The sequence below is a fragment of the Kitasatospora sp. NE20-6 genome, assembly GCF_045862635.1.
Genome location: NZ_BPRL01000001.1, coordinates 124155 through 144718, shown reverse-complemented (window position 1 = coordinate 144718; position 20564 = coordinate 124155). Strand labels below are relative to the sequence as shown.

Annotated in this window: 13 protein-coding genes and 1 tRNA gene; 9 read left to right on the top strand and 5 right to left on the bottom strand. The window is 76.2% G+C overall.

Going from position 1 to position 20564, the window contains the following annotated elements:
* Positions 1-99: 99 nt before the first annotated feature.
* Positions 100-717 carry a hypothetical protein gene (locus SNE206_RS00600; protein WP_407911308.1) on the bottom strand — a complete coding sequence of 206 codons (618 nt, stop codon included), beginning with the start codon at positions 715-717 and terminating at the stop codon, positions 100-102.
* A 316-nt stretch (positions 718-1033) separates the two neighbouring features.
* Between SNE206_RS00600 and SNE206_RS00595 the strand changes: the two genes are divergently transcribed.
* Positions 1034-1243, top strand: a complete 210-nt coding sequence (locus tag SNE206_RS00595; protein WP_405010541.1) for a DUF5703 family protein — start codon at positions 1034-1036, stop codon at positions 1241-1243.
* A 96-nt stretch (positions 1244-1339) separates the two neighbouring features.
* Here the strand turns inward: SNE206_RS00595 and SNE206_RS00590 are convergent, their stop codons facing one another.
* From SNE206_RS00590 to SNE206_RS00580, 3 genes are all read right to left on the bottom strand, one after another.
* Positions 1340-2155, bottom strand: a complete 816-nt coding sequence (locus SNE206_RS00590) for a chaplin (RefSeq protein WP_407911307.1) — start codon at positions 2153-2155, stop codon at positions 1340-1342.
* Between the two features lie 204 nt (positions 2156-2359).
* Positions 2360-2602 carry a chaplin gene (locus SNE206_RS00585; protein WP_407911306.1) on the bottom strand — a complete coding sequence of 81 codons (243 nt, stop codon included), beginning with the start codon at positions 2600-2602 and terminating at the stop codon, positions 2360-2362.
* A 395-nt stretch (positions 2603-2997) separates the two neighbouring features.
* Positions 2998-4335, bottom strand: a complete 1338-nt coding sequence (locus SNE206_RS00580) for a M20/M25/M40 family metallo-hydrolase (protein WP_407911305.1) — start codon at positions 4333-4335, stop codon at positions 2998-3000.
* 235 nt (positions 4336-4570) lie between these two features.
* Between SNE206_RS00580 and SNE206_RS00575 the strand changes: the two genes are divergently transcribed.
* The 3 genes from SNE206_RS00575 to SNE206_RS00565 all read left to right on the top strand — a co-directional run bounded on the left by SNE206_RS00575 (position 4571) and on the right by SNE206_RS00565 (position 10173).
* Positions 4571-4658 (top strand) — tRNA-Leu (locus tag SNE206_RS00575).
* Positions 4659-4951: 293 nt separating this feature from the next.
* Entirely contained in the window at positions 4952-8839 is a 3888-nt protein-coding gene (locus tag SNE206_RS00570) for a Pls/PosA family non-ribosomal peptide synthetase (RefSeq protein ID WP_407911304.1), read from the top strand.
* Between the two features lie 8 nt (positions 8840-8847).
* Positions 8848-10173: a M1 family metallopeptidase gene (locus SNE206_RS00565; RefSeq protein ID WP_407911303.1), complete on the top strand. Its 1326-nt coding sequence runs from the start codon at positions 8848-8850 to the stop codon at positions 10171-10173.
* Between the two features lie 27 nt (positions 10174-10200).
* On the opposite strand, the gene SNE206_RS00560 is transcribed toward SNE206_RS00565, so the two are convergent.
* Positions 10201-12009 carry a protein kinase domain-containing protein gene (locus tag SNE206_RS00560; RefSeq protein WP_407911302.1) on the bottom strand — a complete coding sequence of 603 codons (1809 nt, stop codon included), beginning with the start codon at positions 12007-12009 and terminating at the stop codon, positions 10201-10203.
* A gap of 186 nt (positions 12010-12195) precedes the next feature.
* Between SNE206_RS00560 and SNE206_RS00555 the strand changes: the two genes are divergently transcribed.
* From SNE206_RS00555 to SNE206_RS00535, 5 genes are all read left to right on the top strand, one after another.
* Entirely contained in the window at positions 12196-16389 is a 4194-nt protein-coding gene (locus SNE206_RS00555) for a hypothetical protein (RefSeq protein WP_407911301.1), read from the top strand.
* A 106-nt stretch (positions 16390-16495) separates the two neighbouring features.
* The gene (locus tag SNE206_RS00550; RefSeq protein WP_407911300.1) at positions 16496-16918 is read left to right on the top strand and encodes a hypothetical protein; all 423 of its coding nucleotides are present in this window, start codon (positions 16496-16498) and stop codon (positions 16916-16918) included.
* A gap of 5 nt (positions 16919-16923) precedes the next feature.
* On the top strand, positions 16924-17658 hold the full coding sequence (gene grpE / locus SNE206_RS00545) for a nucleotide exchange factor GrpE (RefSeq protein WP_407911299.1): 735 nt from the start codon (positions 16924-16926) through the stop codon (positions 17656-17658).
* A gap of 18 nt (positions 17659-17676) precedes the next feature.
* Positions 17677-20238 carry an Hsp70 family protein gene (locus SNE206_RS00540; protein ID WP_407911298.1) on the top strand — a complete coding sequence of 854 codons (2562 nt, stop codon included), beginning with the start codon at positions 17677-17679 and terminating at the stop codon, positions 20236-20238.
* Positions 20235-20519, top strand: a complete 285-nt coding sequence (locus tag SNE206_RS00535; RefSeq protein WP_407911297.1) for a hypothetical protein — start codon at positions 20235-20237, stop codon at positions 20517-20519. Before SNE206_RS00540 ends, SNE206_RS00535 begins: the two co-directional genes overlap by 4 nt.
* The last annotated feature ends 45 nt before the right edge of the window (positions 20520-20564 follow it).

Genomic DNA, 20564 nt, shown 5'->3' with positions numbered 1-20564 from the left:
GGGGGGGGCCGGCCCGCTGCGGGCGGGGGGGGCCGGCCGGGCCCGGACACACGGCGGGGCCGCCGGGACAGTGTCCCGGCGGCCCCGCCGCGCGCGTGCTCAGTGCTCCGGGCCGAAGGCGTCCGGGTCCTCGTCGTAGACCTCGCTGACGTCGAACCGGCAGATCAGCAGCTGCGGGTCGGCCGAGTCGAACGGCTCCGGGAGCCACTCCCCCGGGTCGGACGGCTCGGTGGCCGACACCCACAGGGTCGAGTCGCCCTCCTCCAGGCCGAACTCCTCGCAGCGGGCCGCGATCTCGTCGGGCTCGTACTCGCCGAAGACCACCCCGATGGCCGCGTTCACACCGCTCGCCGAGCCGCCGCCCGGGGTGAGGGTCGAATCGAGCCGCTCGGCCTGGGCGCGCAGCCGCTTCGGATCCGCCACCAGGTAGTCGCGGCGGATCAGCACGCTGATCGCCTCGGGCTGGTCGGGGCCCTCGTAGCCGCCGTCGCTCCCGTCGCCGGGCACCTCGAACGGGGTCACCTCGTCGTAGACCTCGTAGAGCAACTGGTCGTAGGTGATCGCAGCAGCCGCCAGCTCCTCGTAGGCGGCGACCACGGCAGGATCACCCTCCTCGGCGGTGCCGGCCACGGCCTCCAGGTGGCGGTCGATGGCGGCCTTGACCGCCTCGGCGGCGGCCCGTACCTCGTTGATGGTGAGCTGCGCGGCATCAGACATGGTGCAGACGCTATCCCCACCCGGTGACGACACGCACAGGGGTTGTCACCTACGCCCGCGATTTCACGACAACTTCCGCCGCGATGTCCGTTCCGCGTGCTTCTGTGCCGGCGTCCGGAGGCCCGGAACCGCCGGTTCCCGCATCGACGGAACCGCGCGGGGGTATCCCCTCCGGAGACCGGGCCTGATCGCACGTCAGGCCGCCGGTGCGGCGCTCCCGGGCGCGGCGGCCGGCGACCGCGAGCCGTCCGGGTCCGGCGTCGGCGGCAGGCCGTAGGCTTGCGTCGAGGCGATTGGCACGAGGCAGGAGGAGAACTTGACCCCACCCAAGCTGGTCCGGCAACCCGAGTACGAGTACCAGTCGCTGCGCCTTCCGCGCGGCACGACCCGCAACGCGGCCAGGCAGCTGCTCACCGAGCACGCCGAGTACGGCCACTGGGAGCTGGACCGCCTGAAGCTCTTCCCCGACGGCAGCCGCACCGTGCGGCTGCGCCGCCGCATCATCCGGCAGACGCGCAGCTGGTGACGGTCCGGGCCCAGGGACGGCACGGCAGAGCCCGGGGCCGTCCCCGGCCGGTACGCCGAGGGGCCCCGGGCGAGGCCGGGCGAGCGCGGTGCGGTGTCAGCGGGCCCCGGCGCGCGAGCGGCGGTAGAGCACGCCGCCGCCGATGAGCAGTGCGGCACCGACCGGACCGATCAGGCCGAGGCCGGAGGCGCCGGTCGACGCCAGGTGGTCCGGTGCCGCGACCGGCCTGGTCACGACCGTCTGCTCGACGTCGTCACCGGAGCGCGGGGTGCCGTTGGACGGCGGCAGGTGCTCGCCCCCGGTGGTCGGCGGAGGCGTGTGCGGCGGCTCGTCGCACTCCTCCTCCGGCGGGGCCGGCGGTGCGGGGTGGCTGTGACTGCCGCACTGGTTGCCGAACGCCGGGTTGCCGAGGCCGACCACGTCGACGGTGTTGCCGCAGGCGTTGACGGGGGCGGTGACCGGCACGCTGACGGTGTTGCCCGAGACGACGCCGGGCGAGCCGTGGCTGCCGCCGCCCGCCGTGGCGCCGCCCGTGGTGCTGCTGTCCACGACGGGGCGGGACTGGCTGCCGCCGGCGTGGGTGCCGTCGGAGTGGCCGCCGGCCGCGCCGCGGCCCGGCCCGTGCCCGGTGGACACGTTGCCGCACTGGTTGCCGTACGCGGGGTTGAGCAGCCCGATCACGTTCACGGTGTTCCCGCAGGCGTTGACGGGGATGTCCACCGGGGCCTGCACCGAGTTGCCCGAGCCGACGCCGGGCGAGTTCGCCGCGACACCCTGGGCCTCACTGCCGGCGGCGTACGCGAAGCCCCCGGTGGAGGCCAGGACACTGCCGGTGGCGACGGCGGTGAGGATTCCCCTCTTGGCGACCTGTCGCAATTGACTCCCCTGATTCATCTGATGGTCGGAATTCATGTCGGGAGCTTGGCCCGTACCGCACCCAACGAGCGACGGCCCGCAAGGTTGAGCCGGATGCAGGACCTTCATCCGATCGGGTGAGCAGTCACCCGAAAGCCGGTGACATGACCGGAACGGGCGTGCGACGCACGCGTGCCCCCGGGCGCAGGTCGCCGCCCGGGGGCACGTGTCAGAGGACCGCGGTCAGCCCCCCGGCGCCGCTCAGACGTTCGCGCAGGAGTTGCCGAACGCCGGGTTGAGCAGGCCGATCACGCTGATGGTGTTGCCGCAGACGTTGACCGGCACGTGCACGGGCACCTGGATCAGGTTGCCGGACAGCACGCCCGGGGAGCCCACCGCGGCACCGTGGGCGGTGGCACCGCCGTGGGCCGCGGCGGCACCGGCGCCCGCGAGCACGAGCCCGCCGGTGGCGGCGGCGACAGCGGCAATCTTCTTGACCTTCATGAGTCCTCCTGGTGGATTCGCAGCCCGTTCCCCCGGGCCGCACAGGGTGAACGACACTGCGGCGAACGGGGTACGCGACGGCTGCGGCATTCACCCGCAGAGGTGACAACAAGAACGCGTGATCGACCATGCAATTCGGGGGAGAACCGTTTCTTCAACCCCCGGAATCGGAATCCCACAATCATTCCCTCGGACAATGCGGCCGGCCCTCGGGGGACCGACCGCCGAGGCCGCCGAGGCCGCCGGGAACCACCGGAGCCGCCGGGCCGTCTGGAACCACCGGACCGGACCACCGGGAACCACCGGACCGCCCCGGAACGCCGACGGCCCGCCCCGGGCACTCCCGGGGCGGGCCGTCCGACGCGACGGGGCTGAGGCGCTGCGGGCGCCCCGCCTCAGCAGGCGTCGAGGAAGCGGTCCAGCACGCGCACGCCGAAGGTGAGCCCGTCCACCGGCACCCGCTCGTCCACGCCGTGGAACATCCCCGCGAAGTCCAGCTCCGGCGGCAGCTTCAGCGGCGCGAAGCCGAAGCAGCGGATGCCGAGGTCCTGGAACGACTTGGCGTCGGTGCCGCCCGACAGGCAGTACGGCACGGCGCGCGCGATCGGGTCCTCGGCGCGCAGCGCGGTCTGCATGGCCTCCACGAGGGCGCCGTCGAAGCCGGTCTCGATGGCCTTGTCCGAGTGCAGGCTCTCGCGCTTCACGCGCGGGCCGAGCACCGAGTCGAGCTCGGCGAGGAACTCCTCCTCGTAGCCCGGCAGGAAGCGGCCGTCCACGTGCGCGGTGGCCTGGCCGGGGATGACGTTGACCTTGTAACCGGCGCCGAGCATGGTCGGCTGGGCGGTGTTGCGCAGGGTGGTGCCGATCATCTTGGCGATGCCGCCGAGCACCCGCAGCGTCTCGTCCATGTTCTCCGGGTCGAGCTCGACGCCGAGCGCGTCCGAGAGCTCGTCGAGGAAGGCCCGGACGGTCTTGGTGATCCGCAGCGGGAACCGGTGCCGGCCGAGGCGGGCCACCGCCTCGCACAGTTCGGTGATGGCGTTGTCGTCGTTCGTCATCGAGCCGTGCCCGGCCCGGCCCTCGACGGTGAGCCGCATCCAGTGCATGCCCTTCTCCGCCGTCTCCACGAGGTACAGCCGCACCTGGTCGTTGACGGTGAAGGAGAAGCCGCCGACCTCGCCGATGCCCTCGGTGACGCCCTCGAACAGCTCGGGGTGCTTGTCGACGAGGTACCGGGCGCCGTAGGTGCCGCCGGCCTCCTCGTCGGCGACGAAGGCCAGCACGAGGTCGCGCGGGGGCTTGCGGCCGGTCCGCAGGCGGTCGCGGACGACCGCGAGGGTCATCGCGTCCATGTCCTTCATGTCGACGGCCCCGCGGCCCCACACGCAGCCGTCCGCGATCTCGCCGGAGAACGGGTCGTGGGTCCAGTCCGCGGCGTTGGCCGGCACCACGTCGGTGTGGCCGTGGATGAGCAGGCCGGGCCGCGAGCGGTCCTCGCCCTCGATCCGGACCACGGTGGAGGCCCTCCCCTTGGCCGACTCGTAGATCTTCGGCTCGACGCCGAACTCGGCGAGCTGCTCGGCGACGTACTCCGCGGCCTTCCGCTCACCGGGCCCCGAGCCGTCGCCGTAGTTGCTGGTGTCGATCCGAATCAGGTCGCGGCAGATGTCGGCGACCTCCGACTCGGCCGTCACCCGCGGGGCTGTCGCCCGCTCCGCCCTGGACTCACTCACGGCCACTCCTCGTCTCCGGCCCGCCCGACGCACCCTCGACGCCGCCCCCGGCCGGACGCCGGGGCACCGCGGGCACCGTCCGCCCATCCTCCCCCAGCATCCGGCCGGGCCCCAAGGCCGTACGGGTCCGGGATCCGGGCCGGACGGCGCCCCGGGAGCGGTTTTGGGACCACAAGCCGATCTTTGCTACAGTTGGGCACGTCAACGCGGCGAGCAGCCGCGGGGACGACACCCGGTCCGGGTGGCGGAATGGCAGACGCGCTAGCTTGAGGTGCTAGTGCCCTTTATCGGGCGTGGGGGTTCAAGTCCCCCCTCGGACACCAGCCTGAAATGCGAGTCATGGGATCCATGACTCGCATTTTTGCGTGCCCGCACGCCGCCCCCAGGGCGACCCGGCGGACACTCCGGGTGACAGCGCGACGCCGGGGCGCCACACCTGCCCGCACCGCCTCGGTAGTATCGACCGAGTTGTCCGGTTTGCCCGGATCCGAACGGTGCCGGTGCACGGACCCGGCCGCCCCGGGATCCGCCGCTCCCGGACGTCGCGCCGGTGTACGGCCGGGCGGTCCGCCGATCCGGCGGCACCGCCGACGCGGGCCCCGAGGACGAGGACGGTATGGCTGTCACGATCACCGACGGTGCGCCCCCCGAGGGCGTCCGCCCCGACGACGCCCCTCCCGCACTGTTCGCCGGGCGGGCCGCACCGGCGGCCCGCACCCTGGTCGACGTGCTGGCCGCGACGACCGCGGCGCACCCGCACGAGCCCGCCCTCGACGACGGCCGCACCGTCCTCACCTACGCCGCCCTGGCCGCCGAGGTCGAGCGGCTGCGCTCCCGGCTGGCCGCCGCGGGCGTGGGCCTCGGCGACCGGGTGGGCGTCCGGGTGCCGTCCGGCACCAACGACCTGTACGTCGCCGTGCTCGCCGTCCTCGCGGTCGGCGCCGCGTACGTCCCGGTGGACGCCGAGGACCCCGACGAGCGTGCCGAGCTCGTCTTCGGCGAGGCCGGGGTCGCGGCGGTGCTGACCGCCGGCCACCGGATCGCCGTGCTGCGCCCGGGCGGCGCCCCGGCCGGGCGGCCCGGGCCGGAGCACGACGCGTGGATCATCTTCACCTCCGGCTCCACCGGCCGCCCCAAGGGCGTCGCGGTGACCCACCGCAACGCGGCGGCGTTCGTCGACGCCGAGGCCGCGATGTTCCTCCAGGACGAGCCGGTCGGCCCCGGCGACCGGGTGATGGCCGGCCTGTCCGTGGCGTTCGACGCCTCCTGCGAGGAGATGTGGCTGGCCTGGCGGTACGGCGCCTGCCTCGTGCCGGTGCCCCGCGCCCAGGTGCGCAGCGGCGCCGACCTCGGCCCCTGGCTCGCCGAGCAGGAGATCACGGTGATCTCGACCGTGCCGACGCTCGCCGCGCTGTGGCCGGCCGAGGCCCTGAACGAGGTGCGGCTGCTGATCTTCGGCGGCGAGGCGTGCCCGCCCGAGCTCGTGGAGCGACTCGTCACCGAGGGCCGCGAGGTGTGGAACACGTACGGCCCGACCGAGGCGACCGTGGTGGCCTGCGGCGCGCTGCTGACGGGCGAGGGCCCGGTGCGGATCGGCCTGCCGCTGGACGGCTGGGAGCTCGCCGTCGTCGACGACGCGGACCGGCCGGTGCCGATGGGCGCGAGCGGCCAGCTGGTGATCGGCGGCGTCGGCCTGGCCCGCTACCTGGACGCGGCGAAGGACGCCGAGAAGTACGCGCCGCTGTCCTCGCTCGGCTGGGAGCGGGCCTACCGGAGCGGCGACCTGGTGCGCGCCGAACCGGCGGGGCTGGTCTTCCTCGGCCGCGGCGACGAGCAGGTCAAGCTCGGCGGCCGCCGGATCGAGCTCGGCGAGGTCGACGCGGCCCTGCAGGCGCTGCCGAAGGTGGCCGGTGCGGCCGCCGCGGTCCGCACGGCGCGCAGCGGCAACCAGCTGCTGGTCGGCTACCTCGTCGTGCAGGAGGGCTTCGACCGGGACGCCGCCGTCGAGCGGCTGCGCGCCGAGCTCCCGGCCGCCCTGGTGCCGATGCTGGCACCGGTCGACGAGCTGCCCACCCGCACCTCCGGCAAGGTCGACCGGGACGCCCTGCCCTGGCCGCTGCCGGGAGCGGTGGACGGCGGGCCGGCCGAGGAGCTGTACGGCACCGAGGCGTGGCTGGCCCAGCAGTGGGCCGAGATCCTCGGCGTGCCGGTGCGCAGCGCCGACGACGACTTCTTCGCGGTCGGCGGCGGCAGTCTCGCCGCCGCGCAGCTGACGACCCTGCTGCGGGCGCGCTACCCGTCGGCGTCCGTGATCGACATCTACCAGCAGCCGACGGTGCGCGCGCTGGCCCGGCTGCTGGAGCGCTCCGTGCGGTCCGACGACGCGGCCCGGACGATCGTCCCGACGCCGCGGCGGGCGGGCCTCGTGCAGCTGGCCGCGCTGCTGCCGCTGTTCACGCTGGTGGGCCTGCGCTGGTGGGTGGCGCTGCTGGCGCTCGGCAACGCGCTGGCGTGGGCGGGCGACTACCCGTGGGCGCCGACGGCGTCGTGGTGGGCGGTCGGCGCGGGTGCGGTGCTGCTGTTCAGCCCGCCCGGGCGGCTGGCCGTCGCGGCGGGCGGTGCGCGGCTGCTGCTGCGCGGCGTCGGGCCGGGCAGCCATCCGCGCGGCGGCAGCGTGCACCTGCGGCTGTGGGCGGCGGAGCGGCTGGCGGAGGCGAGCGGTGCGACCGCGCTGTCCGGGGCGTGGCTGGTCCGGTACGCCCGGGCGCTCGGCGCGCGGGTCGGGCCGGACGTCGACCTGCACGCGCTGCCGCCGGTGACGGGCATGCTGCGGCTCGGCAAGGGCTGCGCGGTCGAGAACGAGGTCGACCTGTCCGGCTACTGGCTGGACGGCGACCGGCTGGAGATCGGCCCGGTGCGGGTCGGCTCGGGCGCGGTGATCGGCACCCGGTCGACGCTCTTCCCCGGTGCGCGGGTCGGCAAGCGGGCCGAGGTGGCACCCGGGTCGGGTGTCACCGGTCAGGTGCCGACCGGCCAGCGCTGGGCCGGGGCACCGGCCGTCAAGCTGGGCAAGGCCGAACGCGGCTGGCCGAAGCAGCGGCCGCCGCGCACCGCCCGCTGGGCGGCGGTGTACGGCCTGACCGGCACCGGCCTGGGGCTGCTGCCCCTGGCGTCGCTGCTGCCCGCGCTGCTGGTCGCGGGCCGGTTCGTGCACCCCGGGGACGGCCTGGCGGCGGCGCTGCGCGGCGCGCTCGTGGCGGTCGTCCCGGCGACGCTGGCGTACGGGCTGACGTACGCGGTGCTGGTGCTGGTGTCGGTGCGGGTGCTGAGCATCGGCCTGCACACCGGCTACCACCCGCTGCACGGCCGAGTGGGCTGGCAGGCGTGGACGGTCAGCCAGCTGATGGACCTGGCCCGGGAGACGCTCTTCCCGCTCTACGCGGGCCTGATCACGCCGGTCTGGCTGCGTGCGCTGGGCATGCGGGTCGGCCGGCGGGCGGAGGTGTCGACGGTGCTGGCGCTGCCGAGCCTGACGACGGTCGGCGACGGCGCGTTCCTCGCCGACGACACCCTCATCGCCCCGTACGAGCTGGGCGGCGGCTGGGTGCGGGTCGGGCGGGCGGAGATCGGCCGGCAGGCGTTCCTCGGCAACTCGGGCATGACGGCGCCGGGCCGTTCGGTGCCCGACCGGGGCCTGGTCGGCGTGCTGTCGGCCGCGCCGAAGAAGGCGAAGCGCGGCAGCTCCTACCTGGGCATGCCGCCGGTGCGGCTGCCGCGCGCGGCGGACACCGCCGACCTCAGCCTGACGTACGACCCGCCGGCCCGGCTGCTGTGGGCGCGCGGGCTCGTCGAGCTGGGCCGTCTGCTGCCGGTGTTCGCGTCCGCCGCGCTGGGCGTCCTCACCGCGGCGGCGCTGTGCGCGCTGGGCTCGCCCCTGCTGTCGGGTGCGGTGCTGCTGGCCGCCGGCCTCGCGGCGTGCGTGGTCGCGGTGGCCGCGAAGTGGCTGCTGGTGGGCCGGTACCGGGCGGTGGAGCATCCGCTGTGGAGCGGCTTCGTGTGGCGCAACGAGCTGGCGGACACCTTCGTCGAGGTGCTGGCGGTGCCGTGGCTGGTCGGCGCGGTGCCCGGCACCCCGCTGCTCAACCTGTGGCTGCGCGCGCAGGGGGCGACGGTCGGCCGGGGCGTGTGGTGCGAGAGCTACTGGCTGCCGGAGGCCGACCTGGTCACGCTCGGCGACGGTGCGACGGTCAACCGCGGCTGCGTGCTGCAGACCCACCTCTTCCACGACCGGATCATGCGACTCGATACTGTGGTCCTCCGCGAGGGCGCCACGCTGGGGCCCGGCGGAATCGTGCTGCCCGGCAGCACGATCGGGGCCCGCTCCACGCTGGGCCCGGCCTCGCTGGTGATGCGCGCGGAGACCGTACCCGCCGACACCCGCTGGCTGGGCAACCCGATCGAGGCCTGGCACCGGCACCCGTCCCCGAGCGCGCGCAGAGAGTGACCTCCCCGGTGAGCCCCAAGCAGGCCGTTGCGACGGACCCGTACTTCCCCGACCACGGGGACGTCCGCTACCGGGTGCACCGGTACGAGCTGAACCTCGACTACCGGCCGGCCCCGAACCGGCTGGCGGGCAGCGCGCGGATCCTCGCGATAGCGGGCGGGGCGCAGCTGCGCGAGTTCGTCCTGGACCTCGCCGACTTCAAGATCGGCCGGGTGCTGGTGGACGGCCGGGCCGCGCACTACACGCACCGGGCCGGACGCCTGCGGGTGCGGCCGGCGCGGCCTCCGGCGGCCGGGGCGGCGTTCACCGTCGAGGTGCACTGGTCGGGCAACCCGAAGCCGGTGCGCAGCCCGTGGGGCGGCCTCGGCTGGGAGGAGCTGGAGGACGGGGCGCTGGTGGCCAGCCAGCCGGTCGGCGCGCCGTCGTGGTTCCCGTGCAACGACCGGCCCGCGGACAAGGCGGGTTACCTGGTGTCGGTGACGACGCCGTCGGCGTACGCGGTGGTGCTGGGCGGGCGGCTGCTGACCCGCACGACGCGGTCGTCCAGCACGACCTGGGTGTACGAGCAGTCGGCCCCCACCGCGAGCTACCTCGTCGGGCTGTCGATCGGCGCGTACCGCGAGGTGCTGCTGGTCGACGGCAAGCCGGGGGCGGTGCCGCAGCGCGCCTGGCTGCCGACCCGGCTGATGCCCGCCTTCGAGCACGACTTCGGACGGCAGCCGGAGATGATGCGGCTGTTCGAGGAGCTGTTCGGCCCGTACCCGTTCGGCGAGTACACGGTGGTCGTCACGGACGAGGAGCTGGACGTGCCGGTGGAGGCGCAGGGCCTCGCCACGTTCGGCACCAACCACCTGGACGGCGCCCGCGGCTCGGAGCGCCTGGTCGCGCACGAGCTGGCCCACCAGTGGTTCGGCAACAGCGTCACCGTCGCGGACTGGCGCCACATCTGGCTGAACGAGGGCTTCGCGAAGTACGCGGAGTGGCTGTGGTCGGAGCGGTCCGGCGGCCCGTCCGCCCAGCGGCGCGCCGCCGCGGCGTACGCGGTGGTGGCCGCGCTGCCGGAGGACCTGCGGCTGGGCGACCCGGGCCGGCGGCTGATGTTCGACGACCGGGTGTACGAGCGCGGCGGGCTGACCGTGCACGCGCTGCGCCTCGCGGTGGGCGACGACGCCTTCTTCCGGCTGGTGCGCGGCTGGACGGCCGTCCGCCGGCACGGCTGCGCCACCACGGCGGACTTCGTCGCGCACGCCGCCCGCTACACGGACCGGCCGCTCGCCGGCCTGTTCACGGCGTGGCTCCACGAGCCCGCGCTCCCGCCGCTGCCGGGGATCTGAACGGCGGCCGGGGGTGCCCCCGGCCGGTCAGGGGTCGACGGCGCCCGGGTCGAGGACGACGGGCTGCCAGCGGTAGGCGGCGTCCTCCTGCCAGCACTGGAGTTCGTCCTCCACCACGGCGGCCAGGCACAGCCGCCAGTCCTCCCCCACCGACAGTGCGACCTTCGTGGCCGGCCGCAGCGTCGGCCGCCACCAGCGGGCCCGCCGGGCGCCGCCGGCCGCGGGCAGCCGCAGGCGGACGCCGTCCGGGCCCGCCAGCGCGATCGTCGGACCGCCGCGGTGCCCGGCCATCGCCACCCCGAGCGCCGACTCGGCCTCGCCGATCTCGCCGCCCCCGCCGGGCGCGGCACCGCCGCCGAGCACGTACAGGCGCACCGCGCCGTCCGGGCCCAGCGCGACGGCCTGCGGCCCGGACGAGGAACGGGCGACCGCCGCGCCCCGGGCCGGCCCGGGCGGCCCGAACCGCTCCGGACGGACGTCCGCCCCGACCCGCCAGGACAGCAGCCGGTCCTGCTGCTCGACGAGGACGGTCCAGAGCCCGGCACGCTCCTCGACGGCGGCGAGCACCCGGTCGGCCGGGCAGTTCGGCAGCTCCTGCCCGGTGAGGGTGAGCCCCGGTGCCCAGCGGAACGAGTGCAGCACACCGGCGCGGGCCGTCCACACCACCAGCTCGCCCGAGCCGTTGACCGCACCGGCGACGCCGCCGACCCCGCGCGCGACCTCCCACCAGCCGGAGCGGTTGCCCACCCACAGGGCCCCGCCGCGGTCCTCGGCGAAGGCCGCGAGCTCCGCCGGACGGCCCGCCCGGCCCGCCACCACCTCGCGGACGGCCTGCGGGCCCTGGCCCGCCGGAAGGTCCTGCACGACCCGGCCCGGCCCGGTGAACGCCACCCCGTCCGCGCCGCCCGACACCACCAGCGGACGGCCCGCGGTGTCGGTGAGCACCGCCAGGCAGGAGGTGCGCGGCAGCTTCCGGTGGGCGCGCAGCAGTTCGCTGCCGCGGGCCGCCCACGGGCCGAGCGGCGCCGGACGGCGGTCCGGGTCGTGGTGGAGCGGCTCGCCCGCCCAGAGCCCCAGCTCCTCCGTGAAGCCGGCGTCGACCAGGTCGCGGCGGGCCTGCTCGGCCGCGGTGCGCTGGTCGAGCCGCCCGTGCTCCGGCAGCAGCAGGCTCCGGGCGAGCGTGCCCACCGCGAAGAGGTCCTTCGCCGTCGTCGGGAAGCCGCCCACCTGCTCGGCCTCGGGCGGCACGTGGCCCGGGGTGAACACGGCGACCGTCAGGGTCTGGTCGAGCGGCGCCAGGAAGGTGAGGTCGATCAGCTTGACCCGGCCCTCCGCGTCGACCAGCACGTTGGCGGGCGAGATGTCCCGGTGCACCCAGCGCTTGCGGTGGAGGTCGTCGACGATCCGGCACAGCCGCACGAGCACGTCGGCGACGGCGGGCAGGCCGCCCCGGTTGGCCCGCGCCCACCGGTGCAGCGGCACGCCCTCGACCCACGGCGAGATCTGGTAGCCCAGCAGGGCGTCGCCGGGCGGACGGCCCGGCCGGTGCGGGGAGGGCCCCAGCAGGAAGCTCGGCACGACCAGGTCGGTCACCCCGAGGCGGTGCGCGTTGTGCGAGACGTCGTCCCAGCGGCCGAGCCAGCGCCGGACCTCGGACGGGTCGCGCTCCAGCATGATCTTCGCGGCGACGAGCTCCTTGACGCCGCTGCGGCCCGTCCGCACCGCACGCCACACCTCGGCCTCGCCGCCCCGGTGGTGGAACTCCAGCAACTCGTACTGTTCGGGGTCGAACTCCGGCCCGAACCGGAGCCCCGGAACCCAGCGTGACTCTGCCACTCCACCCCCGCCCGACGCCGGCCGGCCCCGGCCTCCCCGCCCCCACAATAGTGCTCTTTCCTGCACCGAAGGCCAGGAAGCCCCTATCCTGACAGAACCTGGAAACAGGTTGACGGTACGTCAAAACAACCACTACGAAGATCTGTTGCACGTACCGGTCCACACGCACCGCAGGGGGGACACTGCATGGCGCTGCTCACGCTGCTGCTGATCGCACTGGCGGCACTCGCCGTACTCGGCGGCATCGCGCTCGCCCGCCGCGGACGCGTCCTCGACCGGGCCGCCGCCGACGCGGCACTCGCCAAGGCCGCCGGACGCGCCGCCGCCGGACGCCACGAGCAGGCCCGCCGCCGGTACGCCCGGCTCGTCGAACGGCTCTCCCTCGCACCCCCCGCACTCCGGCCCCAGCGCGGCCTCGCCCTCCTCGGCCAGGCCGGGGCCACCGCCGCCGGCGGCGACCCGACGGCCTCCCTCCCCCTCTACCGCGAAGCCTTCCCGCTGCTCGCCGAACCCGACCGGCAGCTGCCCCCGTGGTGCCTGGCGCAGCTCGCCGAGGAGGCCGTCCAGGCCGGGGGCACCGAACTCGCTCCCGTCCTCGCCCTCCTGCGTCACGCCCGCACGCCCGGCGGCGGCACCGACGGCGCCGCCCGCCTCCTCGACTGGCTCCAGCGCCGCTGCCGGGAGAACACCCCCGCCGAACGCGACACCGCCACCGCGGCCGCCCTCGCCGCCCTGCCCGGCCAGGACTGGCCCGTCCTCGCCCGCGCCGCGCTGCTCCACGACACGGGCCGCGCCGCGGAGGCCGAGGCCGTGCTCCTGACCGCCGCCCCGCACGGCAGCGGCGAGCTCTGGTTCCGCCGCGGCGCCCGGCTCAGCACCGCCGGCCGGCACGACGAGGCGGTCGCCGCGTTCGACGAGGCGCTGCGCCGCGGCCCCGGCGAGCCGTCCCCGTGGTCCCGCGGGCCGGCCCTGCGCGCCGAGTCGCTGCTCTTCCGCGGCCTCGCCCGGCAGCGCCTCGGCCGGCCGGAGGCCGCCGACGCCGACCTGCGCGCCGCCGCCGCCGAGGCCCCCGCCGACGCCCGACCGCCGTACGCCCTCGGCCGGCTCGCCCTGCTCGCCGGCGCGGACGACGACGCCCGCACCCACTTCACCGCGGCCCTCGCCGCCGATCCCGCCTCCGCCCCGGCCCGCCTCGGCCTCGCCCTGCTCCACGAGCGCGCCGGACGGCCCGCGGAGGCCGCCGCCGACTACCGCACCGCCCTGGCCGCGCGGCCCGACTGGCGGCCCGCGCAGGTGCGGCTCGGCGCCACCCTGCTGGCCGCCGGGCGGGCCGGGGAGGCCGAGCCGCTGCTCGCCGCCCAGGCCGGGGCGGACGACCCGTGGAGCCGCAGCGCCGCCTTCCACCTCGGGCTCGCCCGGGCGCGCGCCGACGACCCCGCCGGTGCCCTCGCCCGGTGGGAGCCGCTGCGCGGCCCCGACCTGCTCGACCGGACGGCCGCCCAGCACGACCTGCTGGCCCGCCGCCTCCTCGCGGCCGACCCGGCCGCCGCCCGCGCGCACTGGGCGCAGGCCGCCGCCGACGCCCCGGACGGGCCGGCCCACCACCCGGCGCTGCGCGAGGCCGCCCTGCGGGAGGCCGCCCACCTGCTGCTCACCCGGCGCGACGACCCCGACGCCCGGGCGGCCGCCGCCACCGCGCTCGCCCTCGCCGGTTCGCTGCCCGCACCGGACGGCCCCGGCGCCGCCGCCCGGGAGGGCCGCCTGCGGGCCGCCCTCGCCCTCGCCGGGGGCTCGGCCCAGGACGTCGACACCCTCCTCGGGCCGGCCGACGGGCCGCGCGAGCTCCACCACCGCGCCGCGGCCGCCCTGCTGACGGGCCGCCCGGTGCGGGCCGTCGCCCTGCTGGCGCCGGTCGAGCCCGACCCCGGGGGCGACCCCGGCACGGCCCGGCTGCGGGCCCTGCTCGCCGAACGCGCCGGCAACGCCCCCGCCGCCCTGGACTGGTACCGGCGCTTCCTCGACAACCCGGCGCCCGGCACCGCCCCCGCGGAGGCCGCCCCCTGCGCGGCCGGCGGCACCGCCGGCTGTACGGCGGCGGCCGCCGACACCTGCGGCGGCTGCGGCCGCGAGGGCTGCGCCGACCACCTGCACCGGCCCGAGGGCGCCCGCACGTCCCGCTGCGGGCACTGCGCCGGTCCGGTGCTCGCCGCCGTCCTCGGCTGCGCCCTCCGGGCCGGCCTCCCGGAGGAGGGCGAACGCACCCTCTCCGCGTGGGCGGCCGTCCTCGGCGACGGCCCGGCCGGCACCGGCGTCCGCCGCGACCTCGCGCTGCTGCGCGCGGAGCAGGGCGACCTCGACGCCGCCCTGGACGCGATGCCCGCCGCGGCGGGCCGCGCCCGCAGCGCGGTGCTCGTCCGCCGGGCCGCGGCCGCGCTGCTCGCCGACCGGCCGTCCGACGCCGTCGGCGACCTGCGGGAGGCCGTCCGGCTGACGCCCGACCACGGCCCCGCGACGGCCGCCCTCGGCACCCTCGCCGAGCACGAGGCGCAGCGCCACGCCGCGGAAGGGCGCCACCAGGAGGCCTGGGACGCCTACCGCGCCCTGCTGCTCCGCGACCCGGCGCACCCGCGGCTGCTGCACGCCCTCGGCCTCGTCAGCTACCGCCTCGCCGCCACCGTGCCGGCCCAGCGCACCGCGTCCGCGACCGCGGACGCACCGGTGCCGGACGGGGAGCCGGCGGGCCGCCCCGCGCAGGCGCCCGACCCGGAGCGGGTCTGGGCATGGGCCGTCGCCTGCCTGGTCGCCTCCCTGCATCTGCCGGAGGTCTGGGACGCCACCGCCGGCGTCACCGGCCGGGACGCCGAGCCGCAGCGGATCACCGCCGCCCGCGCCGCCCTCACCGACCGGCTCCGCGGCGACCTCCGGGCCCTCGACCAGGAGCAGGGGCGCAGCGGCGACGACGCCGACGCGTGGACCGTCCGGCTGGGCATGGAGGTCCGCAGCGCCGAGGCGTTCGCCCAGGACGAGCTGCGCGTCGCCCGGCCCGACGGCGGCAGCCGCCGGCTCGTCCTGGGCCCCGCTCTGGACCGGCTCCTGCGCGAGCACGACGACGATGCCGGCACCACCGCCTGGGCGGGCGAGTTCGAGTACGCCGTCCGTCCGTGGCGGAAGCCCGGCCCGTTCGGTGTGCACCCGCTGACGCAGGCGCTCGGGCTGTTCGACGACCTCGGGCCGCAGCGCTACCTCCTGCTCCAGGGGCGCCCCGGCGCGGCGGTCGCCGCGCTGGACGCGATGCCCCCGCAGGATCCCGACGACACCCGCCAGGCCCTGCTGCGCGAGGCCCTCCTCGGTCAGGCCGCCGAGCACCACCGCCAGCAGGAGTGGCGCGCGGCGCTGGCCGGCCTGACCCGGGCACGGACGCTGCCGGGCGGGCCGCTCCCCGCCGAGCTGACGGCGACGGCGGCCGACGCCGGCCTGCGCGCGGCCCGTGCCCTGCTCAAGCAGAGCGACGACGACCAGTCGGGGGCGAAGGAGATCCTGGAGGAGGCCCACGCGCTGGCGCCCGACCACGCCGAGGTGCGCGACAACCTCGGGGCCGCGTACGCGCAGCTGGCGCGGAAGATCAACAACGAGAGCCAGGACTACGCCGCGGCGCTCGTGCTGCTGCGCAAGGCCATGGCCCTGGCCCCGGACGACCCGACGGCACGTCACTTCCTGGAGGCGGCCCTGCGCAACCGGGCCAACGAGGTCACCGCGCTCGACGGCGACCTCGCCGAGGCGGCGGACCTGTGGGCGGAGCTCGCCACGCTCGGCGACGACCCCGAGTACCGGGCGGGCCTCACCTACAGCCTGCAGCTCCGGTCGCTGGCCGCCGCGCTGGCGGACCGCCGCGCGGAGGCCGTCGACCTGATGGCGACCGCCCTGCGGACCGACGCCGACTGGGAGGGCGGCGACGCCGTGGCGGAGGCCCCGCGCCGCGTCTCGGTGGTGCTGGCCAACCACATGATGGCCGAGTACCAGGACCGCCCGTTCCGCGAGCGGGCCGCACTGCTCCGCACGGCGCAGACGTACCACGACTCCGACGAGCTGCGGACGCTCATGGTCAACGTGTGGCGCAGCGAGGCGGCGGACGACTACGAGGCCGACCGGTTCGTGGACGCGGCCTCGCTCCTGGAGCAGGCGCTGACGATGGCGGGCTCCGCGGAGGCGGCCGCGACCGTCCGCCGCGAGCTGGGCGTCGTCTACGGCGCGCACGCCGTCCGGCGGGCGAACGCCCGCCAGTTCAGGGAGGCGCGGTCGCTGGTCGCGAAGGCCGTCACGCACAGCCCGTCCGACCCGGACCTGCGGCTGCTCAAACGGCGGATCGACAGCCTCCGCTGAGCGGGGCCCGCCCGGCCACCGCCGCGCCCCCGCCGCCCCTACCCGTACCCCTGCCCGCAGCCGCGGCGGGGGACCGAAGCCGCCCGCAGGAGAGGAGACCGCCGCCGTGCCGCTGCACGAACCGTCGCCGTACGAGGTGCTGGGACTTCCGCCGACCGCGGGTGTCCGGGAGATCAACCTCGCCGTGGGCCAGGCGATGCGGCTCGGCCGTTTCAGCCGCCAGCAGATCCAGGAGTCCGCGGCGCTGCTGCGCAACCCGGAGCGCCGGCTGGAGGTCGACGTCCAGCAGCTGCTGCCGCCCGACCCGGTGGACGGCACGGCCGACCTGCTCGCACCGGCGCTGGCCGAGCCGCTGCTGGGCGGCGAGCGGCCGCCGCCGGACCCGGCGGACCTGCTGGTGCTGCGGCGCGACGATCTGGAGGCGGACTTCACCGAACCCGCCCCGCCCGTCGCCGCCCCCGAACCCCCCGTCCCGGCCCGTTTCGCCGCCGACCTGTCGGTGCTGCCGCCGATCGAGATCCCGGAGTGACCCGTATGACGACGCAGGAGACCGCCGGGCCGCCGCCGGAGCAGGCGGCACCGCTGGAGGTGCCGCAGCGGGCCCTCGACGTCGACCTCGCGCAGGCGTTCAGCCAGCTGCTGTTCCGCGCGTCGCTGCTGCAGCGGCTGCGGGACGAGGAGGCGCGCGCCGCGAGGTCCGGGCAGCGGGACCTGCTGGGGCTGCTCGTCGACGTCGACGACGCGCTCGCGGCGCTGGGCCTCGACCCGGACCTCGTGCGGCTGGGCCGGAGTTCGGGCATCGAGGCGACCCGCCGCCGGCTGCTGGGCAAGCTCGCCAAGGCCGGGGTCCGGCCGATGCGGCTGGAGGGGCTGCCGGCCGACCCGGTGCTGTCCGAGATCGTCGGCACCGAGGTGAGGGCCGGGCTGGAACCGGAGACGGTCGTGCAGAGCGTGGTGACCGGCTTCTTCTGGAACGACGAGGTGCTGCGCCGCGCCCAGGTCGTGGTCGCCACGCCGCCCGCCGACCCGCGCACCGACCCGTCCGCAGACCAGCCCGCCGACCAGCCTGCCGACCCGCGTACCGAGCCGTCGGCCGGTCCCCCGGTGCCGGACGGGCCGCCCGCACCCGCACGGCCCCCGGCCGGCCCGGCACCGGACGCACCGGCCGTGGACCCCGCGGACCCCGCGGACCCGGAGGCCGCCGTCCCGGCCCGGCCCCGGAAGGGCGGGCCCGCCCGGAGCACCCGACGCAGGCGACGCAAGCGCTAGGAAACAGAGGGGAACGACATGTACCGCACTCTCGGTATCGATCTGGGCACCACCAACTCGGTGGTGGCCCACCTGCGCCGGGGCGAGCCGGAGATCGTCTTCAACCGGCAGAACCAGGAGGGCACGCCGTCCGTGGTCGGCCGCGGCCGCCGCGGGGAGCTGCTGGTCGGCTCGTCCGCCCGCGGCCGCCTGGCCCTGGACGGCGAGAACGTGATCCGCTCGGTCAAGCGCTTCATGGGCCGCAAGTTCCGCGACCCGCAGGTGCAGGCCGCGCTCGACGAGCTGGACTACAAGGTCACCGCGGGCACCGACGGCGACGTCAACGTCTGGTTCGACGGGCGCTCCTACACGCCGATCGAGATCTCCGCGATCATCCTGCACCGTCTCAAGGAGGACGCCGAGCAGCGCCTGGGCGAGCCGTTCCACCGGGCCGTGATCACCGTGCCCGCGTACTTCGGCGAGCGGCAGGTCGCCGCGACGCAGGAGGCGGGCCGGATGGCCGGCCTGCACGTGCTGCGGGTGATCAACGAGCCGACGGCGGCCGCCCTGGCGTACGGCATGACCGCCGACGCGGGCGACGACGGGCGCACCGTGCTCGTCTACGACCTGGGCGGCGGCACCTTCGACATCTCCATCCTGCTGCTGGTGCCGGGCTCGGTCTCGGTGCTGGGCATCGAGGGCGACAACCTGCTGGGCGGCGACGACTTCGACCGCGCCATCACGACGGCGCTGCTGGACGACATCCGTGACGAGTACGGCTCCGACTACCGGCCCGACCGCCGGGACCGTCCGCGGATCGCCTCGGCCGCCGAGGTGGTCAAGATCGAGCTGTCCAACCAGGAGGCGTCGGACGTCGTCCTGGCGGGCCTCGGCGCGGGTGCCCTGGTGCTGGAGACGGTCTTCGAGCGGCCCCGCTTCGAGGAGCTGGTCGAGGCCCGGATCGAGCGGACCATCGAGCTGACGCACAAGGCGATCATGCAGGCCAACCTGACGGTCGGCGACATCGACGAGGTGCTGCTGGTCGGCGGGTCCACGTCGATCCCGCTGGTGGCGCGGCGGCTGGGCGAGGTGTTCGGTCCCAAGCGGATCCGGCGCGGCGTCAACCCGATGCAGTGCGTCGCGCTGGGCGCGGCGGTGCAGTCGGCGCTGGTCTCCGAGGTGGAGTGCCCCGAGTGCCGGACACCGGCGGAGCTCGGGGCGTCCTCGTGCGTGTCGTGTTCGGCGTCCCTGCTGGGCGGTGCCCGGGTCTCGTGCACGGGCTGCCACCTGCCGGTGGACCCCGCCGCGGGGTCCTGCCCCAAGTGCGGGCAGCGGATCGAGGCGTCCGAGGCCGCCGCGGGCGCCTCCGCGCCGGCGCCCGCCGTGGCGCAGACCCGCGACTGCGCGCGCTGCGGCACCCCGGCGGCGGCGGGCGCGACCGCCTGCAGTCTCTGCGGGGAGTCCCTCGCCGCGGCCGGTGCGGCGGAGGCCGCGCCGCGTTCCACGGCGGCCGAGGACATCGGTCTGCGCTGCGCCGGCTGCAGCACGGTGAACCCGCCCGGCACGGAGGTCTGCCCGTCCTGCGGCCAGCTGATGCAGGTGACGAACCCCTTCGACATCACGCCGAAGGACCTGGGCATCGAGCTCAACGACGGCCGGCTGGCCGTGATCATCCCCAAGAACACGGGGTACCCGACGAGTGCCCCGGTCAGCCGGGAGTTCGTGGTCTCCGGCAACGGCCGCCAGCGGCTGGAGGTCGCCGTCTACGAGGGCGAGCACGAGATCGCCCAGCAGAACGAGCTGATCGGCCACCTGACCCTGCGGCTGCCGACCGGGCTCGGCGGCCGGATCCCGGTGGACGTCTCGTTCGGCCTGGACCGCGACCGCACCATCACCCTGTCGGTGCGGATCCAGGGCGGCGGCGAGCGCACGGTGAAGCTGGAGCGGGCGACCCTCGACCCGGAGCTCAAGGTGCAGGTCGAGGAGCAGCAGCGCAGGATCGAGAGCTTCACGGACCGCTGGGGCTCCGAGCTGACGGCGGCGGAGATGCGCGAGACGCAGCAGCTGATGGACGCGCTGGACGACATGGCGGCCGGCCAGACCCGGGGCGAGTCGGTCGACGCGGCGCTGGAGCGGGCGGAGATGCTGCTCAACGCGCAGCGGTGGGTGCGCAGCACGGAGGCGTACCTGGGGCTGTTCATCCTGTACTGCGAGAAGCACCTGGACCGCAGCGACCTGGCGCGGCTGCACGGGGTGGCGGCCGAGCTGCGGCAGCGCCGCGAGGCGGCGGACTGGGAGGGCGCGACGGCGGCGGCCGCCCGGGCGGACGAGCTGTGCGACTCACTGGGCCACACGTTCCAGATGCTGACGATGTGCAACATCTACGTGAACCAGAACATGGTGTCCGCGGCACTGTCGCAGCGGATCATGGCGGAGCTGCGCGGCCTGGAGTCCGCCGTGGAGTCGGCCAACATGGAGGCCGCCAACCGGCACAACTCGGCGCTGCTGGCCCTGTACGCGCAGGCGCAGCGGGAGATGGGCAGCGAGACGGTGCCGGAGCAGGCCGGTCCGGTGCGTCCGGAGGAGGTGGACCCCCGGTGACGGCGGTGCCGCCGATCGAGGTGCCGTGCCCGCAGTGCGCGGTGCCGGCGGATCCGGAGAGCCTGCGCTGCCCCTCCTGTCGGGAGGACCTGGCCGCGCTGGTGCGGCTGCGGTACGCCGGGCGGATCGAGTACAACGAGGCGCTGGCCCGGGTGCTGGCGGGCGACGACGCGTCGGCGCTGGTGCTGCTGCGGCGTGCGGTGGCGGCGGAGCCGGACCTCGGGCCGGCGCTGGAGCTGCTCGCCGTGGTGTCCGGGCGGGTCGGCGCGGTGCGCGCCTGAGCGCACCCGCGCCCCCGTACCGCCGGAGCGGTGCGGGGGCGCGGT

What these genes read in the sequence shown, in the direction of transcription:
- SNE206_RS00540 (WP_407911298.1), top strand. Translation starts at nt 17,677, where the DNA reads ATGTACCGCACTCTCGGTATCGATCTGGGCACCACCAACTCGGTGGTG.
- SNE206_RS00555 (WP_407911301.1), top strand. Translation starts at nt 12,196, where the DNA reads ATGGCGCTGCTCACGCTGCTGCTGATCGCACTGGCGGCACTCGCCGTA.
- grpE (WP_407911299.1), top strand. Translation starts at nt 16,924, where the DNA reads ATGACGACGCAGGAGACCGCCGGGCCGCCGCCGGAGCAGGCGGCACCG.
- SNE206_RS00570 (WP_407911304.1), top strand. Translation starts at nt 4,952, where the DNA reads ATGGCTGTCACGATCACCGACGGTGCGCCCCCCGAGGGCGTCCGCCCC.
- SNE206_RS00585 (WP_407911306.1), bottom strand. Translation starts at nt 2,602, where the DNA reads ATGAAGGTCAAGAAGATTGCCGCTGTCGCCGCCGCCACCGGCGGGCTC.
- SNE206_RS00590 (WP_407911307.1), bottom strand. Translation starts at nt 2,155, where the DNA reads ATGAATTCCGACCATCAGATGAATCAGGGGAGTCAATTGCGACAGGTC.
- SNE206_RS00600 (WP_407911308.1), bottom strand. Translation starts at nt 717, where the DNA reads ATGTCTGATGCCGCGCAGCTCACCATCAACGAGGTACGGGCCGCCGCC.